Origin of the sequence: Lactococcus sp. bn62 (genome assembly GCF_029492705.2) — a bacterium.
In the GTDB taxonomy this organism is placed as follows: domain Bacteria; phylum Bacillota; class Bacilli; order Lactobacillales; family Streptococcaceae; genus Lactococcus; species Lactococcus petauri.
Genome location: NZ_CP120417.1, coordinates 1362623 through 1379443, shown reverse-complemented (window position 1 = coordinate 1379443; position 16821 = coordinate 1362623). Strand labels below are relative to the sequence as shown.

14 protein-coding genes are annotated in these 16821 nt (G+C 38.5%); 11 read left to right on the top strand and 3 right to left on the bottom strand.

Annotation, left to right across the window (positions count from 1 at the left end; all coding sequences use genetic code 11):
• Nucleotides 1–8 precede the first annotated feature (8 nt).
• Together P3G65_RS07165 and nagB are read left to right on the top strand one after the other, a co-directional pair.
• Nucleotides 9–917 carry an LCP family protein gene (locus P3G65_RS07165; protein ID WP_019292739.1) on the top strand — a complete coding sequence of 303 codons (909 nt, stop codon included), beginning with the start codon at nt 9–11 and terminating at the stop codon, nt 915–917.
• Nucleotides 918–1059: 142 nt separating this feature from the next.
• The gene (gene nagB, locus P3G65_RS07160) at nt 1060–1767 is read left to right on the top strand and encodes a glucosamine-6-phosphate deaminase (protein WP_019292738.1); all 708 of its coding nucleotides are present in this window, start codon (nt 1060–1062) and stop codon (nt 1765–1767) included.
• A gap of 37 nt (nt 1768–1804) precedes the next feature.
• Here nagB and glpK read toward each other — a convergent pair whose 3' ends face one another.
• Nucleotides 1805–3295 carry a glycerol kinase GlpK gene (gene glpK / locus P3G65_RS07155; protein WP_019292737.1) on the bottom strand — a complete coding sequence of 497 codons (1491 nt, stop codon included), beginning with the start codon at nt 3293–3295 and terminating at the stop codon, nt 1805–1807.
• Between the two features lie 103 nt (nt 3296–3398).
• Entirely contained in the window at nt 3399–4007 is a 609-nt protein-coding gene (locus P3G65_RS07150; protein ID WP_019292736.1) for a TetR/AcrR family transcriptional regulator, read from the bottom strand.
• Between the two features lie 254 nt (nt 4008–4261).
• Between P3G65_RS07150 and P3G65_RS07145 the strand changes: the two genes are divergently transcribed.
• The 5 genes from P3G65_RS07145 (at nt 4262) to P3G65_RS07125 (ending at nt 12324) form a co-directional block, all read left to right on the top strand.
• Entirely contained in the window at nt 4262–8521 is a 4260-nt protein-coding gene (locus tag P3G65_RS07145) for a 2-hydroxyacyl-CoA dehydratase (protein WP_040087566.1), read from the top strand.
• A gap of 152 nt (nt 8522–8673) precedes the next feature.
• The gene (locus tag P3G65_RS07140) at nt 8674–9723 is read left to right on the top strand and encodes an oxidoreductase (protein ID WP_284071140.1); all 1050 of its coding nucleotides are present in this window, start codon (nt 8674–8676) and stop codon (nt 9721–9723) included.
• Nucleotides 9724–9736: 13 nt separating this feature from the next.
• The gene (locus tag P3G65_RS07135) at nt 9737–10591 is read left to right on the top strand and encodes a hypothetical protein (RefSeq protein WP_019292398.1); all 855 of its coding nucleotides are present in this window, start codon (nt 9737–9739) and stop codon (nt 10589–10591) included.
• A 100-nt stretch (nt 10592–10691) separates the two neighbouring features.
• Nucleotides 10692–11405, top strand: a complete 714-nt coding sequence (locus P3G65_RS07130; RefSeq protein WP_019292397.1) for a GntR family transcriptional regulator — start codon at nt 10692–10694, stop codon at nt 11403–11405.
• A gap of 124 nt (nt 11406–11529) precedes the next feature.
• Nucleotides 11530–12324 (top strand): SDR family NAD(P)-dependent oxidoreductase, encoded by a 795-nt coding sequence (locus P3G65_RS07125; RefSeq protein WP_019292396.1) that lies wholly within the window; start codon nt 11530–11532, stop codon nt 12322–12324.
• A gap of 35 nt (nt 12325–12359) precedes the next feature.
• On the opposite strand, the gene P3G65_RS07120 is transcribed toward P3G65_RS07125, so the two are convergent.
• Nucleotides 12360–13511, bottom strand: coding sequence for a hydroxymethylglutaryl-CoA synthase (locus tag P3G65_RS07120; protein ID WP_019292395.1), 1152 nt, complete (start codon nt 13509–13511; stop codon nt 12360–12362).
• 122 nt (nt 13512–13633) lie between these two features.
• Here P3G65_RS07120 and P3G65_RS07115 point away from each other — a divergent pair, with 122 nt between their 5' ends.
• From P3G65_RS07115 to P3G65_RS07100, 4 genes are all read left to right on the top strand, one after another.
• Entirely contained in the window at nt 13634–14776 is a 1143-nt protein-coding gene (locus P3G65_RS07115; RefSeq protein ID WP_029343395.1) for a thiolase family protein, read from the top strand.
• A 9-nt stretch (nt 14777–14785) separates the two neighbouring features.
• A complete protein-coding gene (locus P3G65_RS07110; protein WP_029346180.1) occupies nt 14786–16027 on the top strand; it encodes a hydroxymethylglutaryl-CoA reductase, degradative in 1242 nt (413 codons plus the stop codon).
• Between the two features lie 158 nt (nt 16028–16185).
• Nucleotides 16186–16458 (top strand): 30S ribosomal protein S16, encoded by a 273-nt coding sequence (gene rpsP / locus P3G65_RS07105; RefSeq protein WP_004256337.1) that lies wholly within the window; start codon nt 16186–16188, stop codon nt 16456–16458.
• Between the two features lie 76 nt (nt 16459–16534).
• The gene (locus P3G65_RS07100; RefSeq protein ID WP_004256341.1) at nt 16535–16774 is read left to right on the top strand and encodes a KH domain-containing protein; all 240 of its coding nucleotides are present in this window, start codon (nt 16535–16537) and stop codon (nt 16772–16774) included.
• Nucleotides 16775–16821 lie beyond the last annotated feature (47 nt).

Here is a 16821-nt window from a genome sequence, read left to right as displayed (position 1 = left end):
AGAGAGTTATGGAAAAAGAAACGTATAGACGGTCAAGTGGAAAGAAAGCTACTCAAAAAAAGGGCAAGTTTCCTAAAGTTATCGGCATCACTTTACTAGTCTTGATACTTGTTTTTACTGGCTTAGGGGTATTCTTCTATCAAAGTTCTAAAACAGCCATCAATAAGGCTAATACTCTGCATCTGGCAGAAGCACGTCCGGTAAACTTAAAGAAAGAAGAAACATTTACGACTTTAATTCTAGGGACTGCTCATGTAGATAATGAGCAAGTTCTTATGACATCCAGCCTTACTTCTACAAATGCAAAGCTCAAAAAGACAAGTCTCATCAATGTTCAACCTCTTTTAGTTTTTCCAGATCAAACAACGCTCTATCAAAGTTATACTCAAGGCGGAGCAGCAGCAGTAAGCAAGAAGTTTAATGAGACCTTTGGTACAGAAACTAATAAAGTAGTAGAAATTAACTTTGACAACATGGGGAAACTGGTTGATGCAAGTGGAGGAATCGTTGTGCAAAATACAACAGCTTTTGTATCTAAGGGCCTCAAATTTGAGCAAGGTTCTGTCCAGTTAAAAACAGCGGATGAAGTTGCAGCTTACCTCAGCTTGCTTGACGCTAACGATCAGAAAGGCTATACAGACAGACTACAAGATGTGGCTATTGCTACATTTGAGAATTTGAAAAAGCCTTCTGTTCTGACGCGACACTCTTTAGCAATTTTGAAAATTTTCCCTGAGGTCATCAATACTAACATCAGCTTCTCAGAGTTTATGAATATGGTCAAACACTATAATAAGGCGCTTAAGGTAAGTAAAATAAACGTCCATGCGACTAAAATCTCAGGAAACAAGACCCAACTTGTTACCCAAGAAACGCTAGACAAGGTCAAAAATAAATTTGAAAATACTTTAAAATAATAAGGAAAATAAAGACGGCAGCTAGCCGTTTTTATTTATAATTTCATGATAAAAATTGGGTGAAAATTGAACTTTCCTATTGACAAGAAAATGAATAAGCGTTATAATGTGTATATACCAATTTGAAAAAGGAGACTCTCTTATGAAAGTTATCACCGTAAAAAACCAACTTGAAGGCGCAAAAATCGGCTTTGACTTACTCAAAGAAGCAATGGATAATGGAGCAAAAACACTTGGACTTGCTACAGGTTCAACTCCAGTAGAATTCTACAACCAAATCGTTAAATCAAATCTTGATTTTTCAGATATGACTTCAGTAAACTTGGACGAGTATGTTGGACTTGATGGTTCAGATGAACAATCTTACCGTTACTTTATGAGCAAACACCTTTTCAATGAAAAACCGTTCAAAGAAAACTTCTTGCCAAATGGTAAGGCGGCAGATTTGGAAGCAGAAACAAAAGCTTATGACCAAATCATTGCTGAACACCCGATTGATTTCCAAATTCTTGGAATTGGTCAAAACGGACACATTGGTTTCAACGAACCTGGAACTTCATTTGAAGAAACAACACACGTTGTCGATCTCCAAGAAAGTACAATTAAAGCAAATGCACGTTTCTTTGAAAACGAAGAAGATGTGCCACGTCAAGCGATTTCTATGGGTATCGCTTCAATCATGGCAGCTAAATCAATCGTATTGATGGCTTATGGCGAATCAAAAGCAGAAGCAATTAAAGGAATGGTTGAAGGTGAAATCACTGAAGATATGCCAGCATCTATCTTGCAAAAACATACTGATGTTGTTGTTATTGCAGATGAAGCAGCAGCGGCCTTGTTGAGCAAATAATATAAATAAAAAAAGGTCCAGAATTCTGGATCTTTTTTTATTTAAAAACACGTGTTGCTTCGACAGCTTTTTTCCAACCCTGATGAAGTGTTTGTCGTCGTTTTTCATCCATTTGAGGTTGGAAGCTTTGCCCTTCTGAATAAGAGCTTTTTATTTCATCAATGTCTTTCCAAAAACCAACTGCTAAACCAGCCAAGAAAGCTGCACCAAGAGCTGTAGTTTCAAGATCCTTGGCTTTTTGGACGGGAATATTAAGGATATCCGCTTGGAACTGCATTAAATAGCTATTATTAGCTGCACCTCCGTCAACTTTCAGTAATGGAATATCAATTCCTGAATCTTCTTGCATCGCATCAATAATGTCCTTGACTTGATAAGCAATACCTTGTAAGGTAGCTTTGATAATATCGTTATTGCTGGTTCCTCGTGTAATGCCAAAGATAGCCCCACGAGCATCCTGATCCCAATACGGAGCACCTAAACCCACAAAAGCAGGTACAACATAGACTTCATCATTATTGTTAGAAGCCAAAGCCGCTGCTTCAGATTCTTTACTGTTATCAATCATTTTCAGACTATCACGGAGCCATTGGACAGAAGAGCCAGCAACAAAAACGGACCCTTCAAGAGCGTAGGTAACTTGACCATTAATACTGTAACCAATCGTGGTTAAAAGATCATTGGATAGTTGTGCCTCTTGACCTGTGTTCATGACGATGAAGGCACCAGTACCATAAGTACTTTTAATCATTCCCGGTTCAAAAGCCATTTGGCCAAATAAAGCCGCTTGTTGATCTCCAGCCATCCCTGCAATAGCTATTTCTGAGCCAAAGAAATGATAGGGCTTGGTCATACCGTAGCATTCAGAATTAGAAACGGGGCGAGGAAGCATAGCTGCCGGAATATTCAAGAGGTCGAGAATATCCTGGTCCCATTGGAGATTATGGATGTTAAAAAGCATGGTCCGGCTTGCATTAGAATAGTCTGTTACATGCGTTTCACCATCGGTTAATTTCCAGACTAACCAACTGTCAATAGTACCAAAGAGCAATTCACCACGTTCAGCGCGTTCCTGCGCGCCGTCAACCCTATCTAAAATCCAACGTATTTTAGTGGCTGAAAAGTAAGAGTCAATAACAAGACCAGTTTTTTGGTGGATAAGTTCAGAATGGCCGTTTTTTTTCAAAGTATCAGCTATGGCCGCCGATTGTCTAGATTGCCAGACGATTGCATTATAAATGGGCATGCCTGTTTTTTTATCCCATACAACGGTAGTTTCACGTTGATTGGTAATACCAATCGCTCCGACTTCTGCAGGTTTGATGCCTGATTGGATAAGTGCTTCGGAGACAACAGATTGTACCGAATTCCAAATCTCATTGGCATCATGTTCAACCCATCCAGCTTGAGGAAAATGCTGCTGTAACTCTTTTTGTGAACTGCCGACGTGCTGTCCTTGCTTGTTAAAGATTATCGCGCGAGAACTTGTTGTCCCTTGGTCAATTGACATAATGTATTTTGCTTGCATGTAGAGCTCCTTGTATACTTCTCATTATCTTAATTATATCAGAAGTAGCAGAAGGGAGAAAACTATATCTGCACTATAAAACAAAAATACTTACAGCCGAATATTATGATTTTATATTTACACCTAAAACTGTCAAGTGACCATTTGAAATTAATTTAACGATAAGATGTGCAAAATCACTCGGTTTCATGGTACTCGGTGAAGAAACCCACCATTTAAGTGTGCCTGCTAAGATAGAAGTAATATAGCTGATGACAAAATCACTTGGAACTAATACATCGTGTTCCCGAATTTCCAGCTTATCGAAAAGTTCGGTATAACGTTCGGTTAATATCTCGATAAAACGATTAATAATCGTTTGGTCCTGTGATTTATCTATCACAATTTGTGCTACTTCTGGATTTTGACGTACAAAGTCGTAGAAGCGCGCCAACATCTCCTCAATATCATTGACATAAACGTCAGTTCCATCCACAGGATTTTGTTCATCTAAAATTTTGATAAAATCCATGATAAAAGTATCAATTAAACTGTCATAAAGATCTTGCTTGTCAGCATAATGTGCATAAAAAGTTGCACGATTTATCATTGCAGCATCTGCAATTTCTTGAATGGAAATTTTTTCAAATTTTTTATTTCTTAACAAAGAAAAGAAAGCTTGTGTAATCATTTTTCGTGTTCTTAAGACACGTAAATCATTTATTTTAGCCATATTAATACATTTCCTCTTTACTTGTAGGTTAAACAACATAATAGTAGTATCTGTTGTTTATTATAGTCCTTTATGATAAATTCTACCGATTTAAGCTATGTAAAACATTTTTGACATAAACGACACGCAACTTCTAAATGTTGTTTAAATGACATTAACTTGTAACTTGACGGTTGAAAAATGAGGAATAAATGATAAAATAGACAATGAATAAGATAAGCAACAGCCTGTCAAATAGAGAAGGAAAAAATACTATGAAAAGTTATAAGGCTGGGATTGATGTCGGCTCTACTACAGTAAAACTCGTTGTTTTTGATGAGGAATATCAGCTCCTTTTTAGCCGATATGAACGTCATTTTTCAGATGTAAAAACGGCAACGATAAAAGTATTAAAAGAATTGTTGGAAGAGAGAGGCGAGTGTTCACTTACCTTAGCAATCACAGGCTCTGGGGGAATGGGACTTGCAGATGTAATTGATGTCCCTTTTATACAAGAAGTTATCGCAAGCTCGATTACTATTGAGAAATTTATTCCTGAAACAGATGTCATGATTGAACTTGGTGGTGAAGATGCCAAGATGACCTTTTTTGACGCAGGTACCCAAGAGCTACGTATGAATGGGACTTGTGCTGGTGGGACAGGAGCTTTTATTGACCAGATGGCGGCTTTACTCAAAGTAGATGCTGCGGGTGTCAATACATTAGCTAAAGACTATGAGAAAATATACCCCATTGCTAGCCGTTGTGGAGTTTTTGCCAAAACAGATGTTCAGCCCCTTCTCAATGAAGGAGTACGCAAAGAAGATATAGCCGCTTCAATCTTCCAAGCCGTGGTGAATCAAACGATTGCTGGGTTAGCTTCCGGTCGTAAGATTACGGGAAAAATCGCTTTTCTCGGTGGACCGCTCTATTTTATGAGCGAATTGCGCAAACGTTTTATTGAAACTTTGGATATTGCAGAAGAGGATATTATTTTTCCGGAAAATCCTCAACTTTTTGTGGCAATGGGTGCTGCTCTGGCTGAGGAAACAAGAACAAGTACGATTCGTACTTTAATTGATAATCTAGAAAGTGACAATAGCGACAGCTTGATTCCGCAGGATACGTTGGATCGTCTTTTTGAAAATGAACAAGAGTTAGCAGATTTTCGAGCACGACATGCTAAGGCAAAAGCAAGCTATAAAAAGCTCTCTGAACATCAAGGAGCAACTTTTTTAGGGATTGATGCTGGATCAACCACAACAAAAATTGTGCTCATTGATGGTGAGGGGCATATTCTTTTTGATCATTATGGTTCAAATAATGGTGAACCTTTAGAGTCAGTCATTGACGTCTTAAAAGAAGTCTATCGTTTACTGCCAAAAGATGTTTATATTGCCAAATCTACTGTGACCGGCTATGGTGAACACCTGATTAAAGCTGCACTCCGAGTCGATTACGGGGAAGTTGAAACGATGGCGCACTATAAGGCAGCGGACTATTTTAATCCCGGTGTGGACTTTATTTTAGATATTGGTGGCCAAGACATGAAAGCTATGCGGATCACCGATGGTGCTTTAAGTTCAATATCTTTAAACGAAGCTTGTTCTTCTGGTTGTGGTTCTTTCATTGAAACTTTCGCTTATTCTTTGAAATACGATGTGCGTGACTTTGCTGAAATTGCACTATTAGCAAAACATCCTGTAAATCTGGGCTCACGTTGCACAGTCTTTATGAATTCGAAAGTGAAGCAAGTCCAAAAAGAAGGTGCGACTGTAGGAGATATCTCTGCTGGTTTAAGTTACTCTGTCATCAAAAATGCCCTCTATAAAGTAATTAAAGTTAAACGTCCTGAAGAATTAGGAACAAAGATTGTCGTTCAAGGTGGGACTTTCTATAATGAAGCTGTACTTCGTGCTTTCGAAAAAATCTCCGAACGTGAAGTTGTCCGTCCCTCTATAGCAGGACTTATGGGCGCTTATGGCTGTGCTTTAATTTCGCTAGAAAAGGAGGAGTATGGGCAAAAATCAAGAATTCTGAACTTGCACGATTTGGAAGCATTCAGCACACAAAAAGAATTTATGGTTTGTGGCCTTTGCGAAAATCAGTGTAAAATGACGTTGACCGTCTTTAATGATGGCAGTAAGTTTGTTACAGGAAACCGCTGTGAGCGAGGCGCAGAAAAAGCAACACAAGTAAAAGTTGACAAACGTGATAAAAAGGTTAATCTTGTCGACTATAAATACAAGAAACTTTTCAAATACCGGAGCTTAACCAAGAAAAAACAAACCCGTGGAGAAATAGGGATTCCGCGTGTCCTAAATATGTATGAAAATTACCCGCTCTGGCATACCATGTTAACGGATCTAGGTTTCCGAGTAGTATTATCCCCTAAGTCTGATAAAGAACTTTTTGAAAAAGGAATTGAAACAATTCCTTCTGATACAGTTTGTTATCCTGCCAAGCTATCACATGGACACATTATGTCCTTGATTCAAAAGGATGTTCCGGCTATCTTTTATCCTTCAGTGCTTTATGAACAAAAAGAACAGGCACAAGCAGAAAATAATTATAACTGTCCGATTGTTCAGTCTTATCCCGAAGTGATTCGTAACAATATTGATGAAATTCGAGAAGGTAAAGTTAAATACCTTCATCCATTTATTAATCTAGGTGATCAGGAAGGTGTAGCTGTCAATGTCCATAAAGCTTTGCTTGGACAGGGTTTCAAAGTGGATTTATCTGAAGTGAAAGCTGCGGTTTTCCACGGTTTTGAAGAGATGGAGAACTTCAAGCAAGATATTCGGGATAAGGCAGAAGAGTTGCTCATGCAGATTAATCTGAACAAGGAAAAAGCTATCGTTCTCTCAGGTCGTCCTTATCATTTGGATCCAGAGATTAATCATGGCATTGCTGACATTATTACGCAAGAAGGTTTCCACGTCCTTACAGAGGACAGCATTGCACATCTTGAAGAAGTTGCTGGGCTGCGCGTTGTTAATCAATGGGTTTACCACTCACGCCTATATGCTGCAGCGCAAGTAGTGTGTAAAAATAAAAATTTGGAATTAGTACAATTGAATTCATTTGGTTGTGGTTTGGATGCAGTGACAACAGACCAAGTCGAAGAAATTATGCGCAACCATAATAAACTCTATACAGTCCTTAAGATTGATGAAGGCTCAAATATGGGAGCAGTGTGTATTCGTTTACGTTCTCTCAAGGCAGCAGTTTCAGAACGTCATCGACATGGTGTTGAAGAAAATATTCAAATCAAAGAAATTGTTGAAACACATCCGGTTTTTACAAAAGAAATGTCTAAAAAACACACGCTTCTCATGCCAATGTTGTCGCCGATTCACCAAGAAGGCTTGCTTGAGAACGCTTTTGCAGCTTCAGGTTACAATGTAGTTGTTTTGCCGGAAACCCAAAGCTCGGTGAACAACGGACTAAAATTTGTGAATAATGATTCTTGCTACCCTGCAATCATAACGATTGGTCAACTCATCGAAGCTCTCCAATCTGGCGAATATGATGTAAACAATACATCCGTCATGATGACCCAAACAGGTGGTGGATGTCGCGCAACAAACTATATTCCTTTACTTCGTAAGGCACTTGTCGATGCAGGTTTCCCCCAAGTTCCAGTGGTAAGCTTATCTATGGGCAACCAAGGGACAGAAAAAGGCTTTAAGTTTACTGTGCCACTTTTGACTCGTTTTATGATTGCTGTGCTTTATGGAGATTTGTTTGAGCGCGTGGTTTATCGGACGCGGCCTTATGAAGCTGAAAAAGGTTCAGTCAATGCACTTCATGCGAAATGGTTAGAAAAAGCACAACATAATGTTAAATCTGCTTCTATTTTTGAATTCAACAAGAACATGAAACAGATAATCAAGGACTTTGATAATATCGAACTCCTTGATATTCAAAAACCTCGTGTGGGTGTTGTCGGTGAAATTCTGGTTAAATACAGCAAAACTGCCAATAATGATATTGTGAAAATTATTGAAGAAGAAGGCGCTGAAGCAGTAGTTCTCGATTTGATTGGCTTTATGAACTATTCTCTATACAACCAAATTTGGAAAACAGATGAGATTGGTTTTGCTAAGAAAAATAAATTGATGGCAAAAACACTACTCTCTATTATTAATATGTTGGAAAAACCGATGGATAAAGCTTTACGTGCTTCTGACCGTTTTGACGGTATTGAGTCTATTTATGAAATAGCGGCCAATACAGAAGGAATCGTTTCAGTAGGTAATCACACAGGTGAAGGCTGGTTCTTGACAGGAGAAATGATTGAGCTCTTGCAAAAAGGCGTTCAAAACATCGTCTGTCTCCAACCATTTGGTTGCCTTCCCAACCATATTGTCGGTAAAGGAATGCTGAAAGAGTTACGTCGGCAATATCCGGGTGCAAATATTAGCCCAATTGATTATGATCCAGGTGTTTCTGCGGTCAACCAGCTCAATCGGATTCGTTTGATGATGGCAACAGCTAAAAAAGCAATGAAGGAAGAAGTAACAGTTTAAAATAAAAAAAGCATTTTTGTAAATGCTTTTTTTTTTACTTAATTTTAGTTGGGAATTTATATTCTTGACAATTCTATTTTTTAAAAGTATAATTCAATTTATATAAAAGTATAGTCTTTTATAAATTAACATATATATTTAAGGAGAATCTTATGCTTACAATGGGATTTATCGGTTTTGGGAAATCAGCAAATCGCTATCACCTTCCTTATGTTATTCTGCGTGAAAACATCAAGGTTAAAATAATTTTTGATTTACACATTAATGAAGAACTTGCAGCACCATATTTGGAAAAGGGCGTGCATTTCACAACTGATTTAGAAGAAATGCTGAAGGATGATGACATACAACTTATCACAATTTGTACACCAGCCCACACGCATTATGAGCTGGCTAAGAAAGTAATTGAAGCTGGAAAATCAGTAATCGTAGAGAAACCTTTTGTTGACACATTGGAACATGCCAAAGAGTTGCTCGCCTTAGGGAAAGAAAAAGGTGTTATGGTGGCTCCTTACCAAAACAGACGTTTTGATGGGGATTATTTGGCAGTAAAGCAGGTTATTGAGCGTGGCTTACTTGGAGACATTCTTGAAGTGGAAGCGCACATTGATTATTATCGTCCAGGATCAATAACAGAAGAAGGTCCAAAAGAAGCAGGTGCGTTTTATGGTTTAGGTATTCACTCTATTGATAGACTCGTGGCACTTTTTGGGCGTCCTGAAGCAGTAACTTATGATATTAGAAACAATGAAGTTGCAGAAGCAGTAGATAATTTTTTTGACGTTGATTTGCACTATGGAAACCAATTAAAAGTTAAAGTAAAAACAAATCATCTGGTAGCACAAGATTATCCAAGATTTATCGTTCATGGAACAAAAGGTTCCTTTATTAAGTACGGTGAGGATCAACAAGAAAATGATTTGAAAGCTGGAATTATGCCTGAAGTATCAGAATTTGGGGAAGATAGTCCTATGAATTATGGTCTTGTTAAATATCAAAATGCAAATGGCGACTGGATTGAAAAACAAATAAAAACACCTGTTGGCGATTATGGTCGCTATTACGATGCTGCTTATGAAACTATTGTTAATGGTGTTGAAAAATTAGTGAAAGATGAAGAAGTTATCACCAATATTGAGATTTTGGAAAATAGCTTTAACCAAGTTTCACCTTCGGTTTACCGTTTAAGCATGTTGGACTAGGAGATATAGCACTATGAAAAGAATTTTAGGATATGAAGCTTCTGATTTTACACGAGAGAGTACATCAAAAGAATTCAAAGAAGCTATTTTAAAAGCAGAAGGACGCACAATACTCGTGGATCTAGCTGCAGAAAATGCACCACTCTATCCAGAGGTTACAAATGGTGAAATGGCGGCAGCTTTTGGTGCAGATTTATTACTTTTGAAAGATATTGATGTACAAAAGATGGTCATTCCTGGATTAGGGGAGGTTAATGACCTCTCAGAGTTACGGAAGTTAACAGGAACCGCTGTTGGTGTCAATTTAATTATCAAAGATACCGGATCTGAATATAAGAGAGTGACAGACGCATCGATAAAGGAAGTTCTTCGCAAAGGAATAAATTTCTTATCGTTAACAGCATATGTTACGCCTGAAGCAAGCCCAGAGCGTATCGTAGCGGATATTAAGCTGGTACGTCGTTTCTATAATGGCTTTTTAATGCTGAATCCCGTTGTCTCACATGGCTCAGATTTGGTTTGGGAAAACTTAAAAGCCTATATTGATGCCGGAATTGATATGCTTGACTTACCCGCTCCGGGGGCTGTACCAGGTACCACAGAAGAACAAATCGCACGATTAGCCTTTGCGACTAGAAAAACAGGTACATTGGTGGACTGTGTGGTTGGAACTTCGCAAGAAGGTGCAGATAAAAGTACGATTCAAAGTTTAGCTTTGGCGGCCAAACGTGCAGGTGCAGATGTCTTTGAGCTGGGAGATGCAGGCGTAGCTGGAATGCCAGCTCCGGAAAATATTTTTCATGCTTCAATGAGTATTCGAGGAAAACGTCACACTTATGTGAGAATGGCGCGTTCAGCCAATCGCTAATAAAGTAAAAATCATAAGTTACTATCACTTATGATTTTTACTTTATTTTCCTACGATATTGTGTAATAATAATGAGAATGTCAGTTTATGAGGTCGGTATATGAAAAAGAAACAGCCAAAATATTTGGTAATTTATGAAGATGTTAAGGAAAAAATTTTGTCTGGTCACTATCCTATCAACTCCAGGATTGCAGATGGTAACGCCTTAGTACAAGAGTATGATGCGAGTTTAATGACCGTTAAAAAAGCATTGGATATTCTTGTGTCAGAGGGTTTTTTGATCCGCCGAAGAGGTTATGGAACGATAGTAAAAGATTGGACCAAAGGCAAAAAAGCGCATCTCTATGCTGTAGAGGGTTCTTCCAAGCGTCATTCAGGACAAATGGAATCTAAAGTTTTAACTTTTGAAGTCGAGCATCCAAATGCGGATATTGCTCATAAATTATCCATAGATGTAGAGGAGTTCATATATCGTATTGAACGGGTAAGATATGTCAAAAAGGTGCCAACGATTATTGAGTACACTTATATGCCCATTTCCATTATTCCACAATTGAAATATTCCCATCTAACGGGTTCCATTTATAAATATATCTTGGAAGAACTTGGTCTTGTTATTCAGAGTTCATTTCTTAATGTTAAAGGTGTACGTCCCAACGCATTAGAAAAGCAGACTATGCATCTTACAGATACGGATTTTCTGATGCAAGTCGAGCAAGTTGCTAACCTTGATGATGGACGTATTTTTGAATATTCGATAGCCCGTCATTTACCTGAGTCATTTAACTTTGAGACAGTGATCTTTAACAACTAAACACAGGACAAAACTTACTTTTAGGTTCCTAAGTTACTCAAAAGTAGGTACTATACAAGTAGGATAATCTGCTATATAATGATTAGAGTACAGAAGTGAAGCTAATGACGAAAGGACCAAATAAATGGATTTAAAATTAACAAATAAACTTGCTTTAGTTACCGGATCAACCAAAGGTATTGGACGTGCGATTGCTGAAAGTCTTGCGGCCGAAGGTACCGATGTTATTATTAATGGCAGAACTTCGGATGTTGTGGATAAAGTAATTGAAGAACTTAACAAAAAATATCCAAACCAAACTTTTTATCCAGCAGCCTATGATTTATCAATAGAAAATGAACGACAAGCTCTTTTTCAAGCTTTTCCAGAAGTTGATATTTTAGTCAATAATATGGCAATATTTAACGATGCAAAGTTTGAAGACATCGAATTAGATGAATGGCGCCGTTACTTTGAGGTTAATTCAATATCAGGGATTGCTTTAGCTCAATTTTATCTTCCTAAAATGAAGACAAAAAATGCTAATGGGCGTGTCATTTTTATCGCATCAGAAGCAGCAATTATGCCAAGTCCAGAAATGCCGCATTATTCTATGACCAAAACAATGAATCTGTCTTTAGCGAAATCCTTAAGCCGTGAAACAGTAGGTACTACGGTAACAATAAATACAGTAATGCCAGGATCAACATTAACTGAAGGTGTTGAGAATTTATTGGCTTCACTTTATCCAGATATAGAGTCTGTTGAAGAGAGAAGTCGCGCCTTCATGTTGAACAATCGTCCAACATCAACGATTCAACGTTTGATTCATCCTGAAGAAATTGGTAATTTTGTCGCTTATGTCGCTAGTCCTCTTGCAGGTGCTTTTTCTGGTGAAGCTCTTCGTATGGATGGCGGGCTTGTTCCGACAATTTTTTAAATAAACAAAAAAACATTGGCCGTAACCAATGTTTTTTATTTACGATAAAGTCGTGTTGAATTTTTTAATTCAGCAAGGCTATAGGGCATAGGATCAGAGAATTTTTGATCAACATGTGCATCCAGACTTTCTGAGAACATTTCTTCATATTCTGGAATAGAAAGTTTTTTACGATTGTCTAAAAGAGCTTGGTGCTCTGATTTGCGGAGATGTTTCTCAAAGCCATCAACTAATTGACCAGAGAAAAATTCGGCAACTGTTCCAGAGCCATAGCTGAAGAGCCCAATCTTATCATCTGCTTTTAAATTTTCAGCATTTTCTAGCAAGGAAATCAAACTGAGATAAAGCGAACCTGTATAAAGATTTCCTACACGACGATTATAGACAATTCCTTTCTCATACTGCGCCAGAAGATGTTCTTGAACTTCAGAACTTTCATTTTCAAGTTGAGGAAGAAGTGCTTTTTTTCCCATCTTAGTATAAGGAGTATGGAAAGCTAAGGCAGCAAAATCAGAGAAACTAAGGCCAGTACGACGTGCATACTCTTGCCAAACTTTAGCAAAAGCCTCGATATAAGTAGCATTTGAAAACTGACCATCAACAGTTGGATAAGTATCACCAAAAGGACGCCAGAAGTCATAAATATCTTGTGTCAAGCTGACAGAGTCATCATTGAGTGCTAAGATATTAGGGTTAGCTGCAATTAACATGGCTACAGCACCAGCGCCTTGTGTGGGTTCGCCACCCGTGTTCAAGCCATATTTGGCAATATCAGTCGCGATAACGAGAACTTTACGCTCTGGGTGACGATAAACATGGTCTTTAGCCATTTGCAAGCCCGCAGTTGTTGCATAACAGGCTTCTTTAAGTTCAATAGAACGCGCAAAAGGTTGAATATCAAGTAAACCATGAACAACAACAGCAGAGGCTTTTGACTCATCAACAGAAGACTCGGTCCCAACAATGACCATGTCAATTGCTTGCTTATCTTCTTCAGTCAGAATTTCAGCAGCTGCGTTGGTCGCAAAGGTGATGAGATCTTGGCTGATCGGATTGACGGCCATTTGGTCTTGTCCAATACCGATATGAAATTTAGCTGGATCAATGTTACGCGCCAGCGCTAAATCAGTCATATCTACATAAGTTTCAGGAACAAAAAAGGCAAGTTTGTCAATACCAATATTCATATATATCCTCCAGTTTATATGCTTTATTAATTTGTATGTTTAAGCTCCAATTTTAACATAAAAGATTAAAAATTGGAAAAAACTTTTGACTATTTGGGGCAGAAATGTGCTATACTTGGCTTATGAAAGAAATAGTAATTATCGATGCGCTTCGTACGCCTGTCGGAAAATATGATGGTGCTCTGTCAGATAAGACAGCTGCAGAACTGGGTGTTCATGTAGTTAAAAATCTACTTGAGCGCCATGAAGATATTAAAGATGACGTCAAACAAGTGATTTTTGGCAATGTACTACAGGCTGGTACAGGGCAAAATATTGCACGTCAGATCTCAATCAATAGTGGTCTATCTCACCATGTTCCAGCTTCAACGATAAATGAAGTCTGTGGTTCAGGTATGAAGGCAGTGATTCTCGCTAAACAACTTTTACAACTTGAGGAAGCGGATGTCGTGATTGCTGGGGGAACAGAATCCATGTCTCAATCCCCAATCATTCGTCACCGTAAATCTGGCGAAGAAGTTCTTACAATGATGTCTGAGGGCTTGGTAGATGCCTTTAATGGCGAATCTATGGGTTTGATCGGTGAAACAATCGCCGAGCAATTTGAAATTAGTCGTGAAGAACAAGATCGCTTTGCTCAACGTTCGCAAGAAAAAGCTCTAGCTGCACGTACAGCGGGTGCATTTGAAAAAGAAATTGTACCATTTTCAGATTTAGCAGAAGATGAGACAATTCGTGCAAACTCGTCATTAGAAAAGCTTTCTTCACTACGTACGGCCTTCAGTGAAAACGGAAGTGTAACGGCAGGTAACTCATCGCCAGTAAATGATGGTGCATCTGCTTTGATTTTAGCAAACGATGATTATGCCGAAGCCAAAGAGCTTCCAGTCTTGGCAAAATTATTAGCTAGTGAAGAAGTTGGAATTGATCCTGAAATTATGGGTGTTTCCCCGATTAAAGCCATTCGCCAATTGCTTGATCGTACAGATTTGGATATTGAAGATATCGACTTATTTGAAATCAATGAAGCTTTTGCGGCTTCCAGTGTTGCTGTAAATCAAGAACTCAATATTCCAGAAGAAAAAGTGAATATTTATGGTGGAGCTATTGCTTTAGGGCATGCTATTGGTTCATCAGGAGCACGTGTCTTGACTACTTTAGCTTATGCACTTCAACGCGAAAATAAGCGCTATGGTATTGCTAGCCTTTGTATTGGTGGCGGTCTCGGTTTGGCTGTCCTCTTGGAAAACCCTAATTTAGTGTAAGCAATGAATATGAAGAAAAAATTTTACCAAATGAGTCCAGCAGAGCGTCTGGATTTTCTTGACTTAAAGTCAGAAACACGACAAATTCTAGAAGAAACAGTACTTGATGCGGCTTTAGCAGATAATCTCATCGAAAACCAAATCAGTGAATTCGAGCTACCCATGGGCTTGGCGCAAAACTTTGTCATTAATGGCAAAAAATTCCTCGTTCCAATGGTAACCGAAGAACCTTCCGTGATTGCAGCTGCAAGTAATGGCGCAAAAATAGCTGGAAATTTTCAAACGGTGCTTTCGGTACGATTAATGCGAGGGCAGATTGTTTTTTATGATGTTGATCAGGCAGACCACTTAATGCAGACTATCGAAGAAAATCAAGCAGGTATTTTTCGTGCTGCCAAAGAAGCTTATCCTTCCATTATTAAACGTGGTGGTGGTTTACGACAGGTGAGCAGTAGAGCTTTCGAAGCAGAAGGCTTTGTATCCGTTGATTTTAAAGTGGACGTGAAGGACGCAATGGGAGCGAATATTGTTAATGCCATTTTGGAAGGCGTTGCTAATCTTTTTCGCACATGGTTTCCAGAGCAAAAAATATTATTCAGTATCTTGAGCAATTATGCTACGGAATCTTTGGTTAAAGTCAGTTGTGAAATTCCCGTTGAACGACTGAGTAAAGGTAATAATGGGCAAGAAGTTGCGGAAAAAATTCAGGCGGCTTCACGTTTTTCTAAAATTGATCCTTATCGTGCTGCCACACATAATAAAGGCATTATGAATGGTATCAATGCTGTTGTCCTTGCCACAGGAAATGACACGCGTGCTGTGGCCTCTGGAATTCATGCTTATGCAAGCAAGGAAGGAAGCTACCAAGGTCTAGCGAAATGGGATGTCAGGGATGGCTTACTTTTGGGAAGTCTTGAGCTACCATTACCGGTGGCGACGGTTGGCGGGGCAGTGAAAGTTTTGCCAAAAGCTCAAGCTGCTTTAGAACTCTTAGAAATTACAGAAGCCAAAGAATTAGCACAGGTCATGGCTGCAGTTGGTTTGGCACAAAATTTGGCTGCTTTGCGTGCTCTAGTTTCTGAGGGAATACAGCAAGGACATATGAGTTTACAAGTTCGGGCCTTAGCAATGACAGTTGGCGCGAAAGACGAAGAAATCACTATTTTGAGTGAAAAACTTCGCCGAGAAAAAGTAATGAATCAAGCGATAGCTGAAAAACTTTTGCTAGAGATTCGTCAGAACAACAAATAATCAAGGCTCACAACTCGCTTTGCTCCCTACGTATTGCCATTCTAATCTGCTAAAGCAGAAAGAATAGTAATAAAAATGCTGTCAAGTTTTTTTCTTGACAGGGAAAAATTTTATGCTATAATAGTTAAGTAATAAAAAATAGAAATAGGAAATATAACATGTCTGTAAAAATTCGTTTAACTCGCATGGGTTCAAAGAAAAAACCTTACTACCGTATCAACGTTGCTGATTCACGTTCACCACGTGATGGTCGTTTCATCGAAACAGTTGGAACTTACAACCCACTTGTAGCTGAAAACCAAGTAACTTTGAAAGAAGAACGCGTTATGGAATGGCTTAACAATGGTGCACAACCATCTGATACAGTTCGTAACATCCTTTCAAAAGCTGGCGTTATGAAAAAATTCCACGAACAAAAATTCAGCAAATAATATTAAAAGCGGCTTAAGCCGCTTTTTGTCAATTTCACAATAATTTGGACGATTTTAGTCAGAGTAGAGGTAAGAAATGCAAAAAGATGTGAAAGAACTTGTAATGACAATTGTAAAACCTTTGGTCACAGAACCCGATGCTGTTTCATTGGAAATTATCGAAGGTGAAGAATTTATGGAGTACCATTTGGAAGTAGCGGAAGCTGATATTGGTCGTATCATTGGCCGTCAAGGACGTATCATTCAAGCAATTCGCACAGTCGTTTACTTTGTGCCCGTTGAGGGTAAAAAAGTTCGCCTTTTGGTGGATCAATAAGATATTAAATAAAAGAGCGCAGGTCATAAATCTGTGCTTTTTTATTT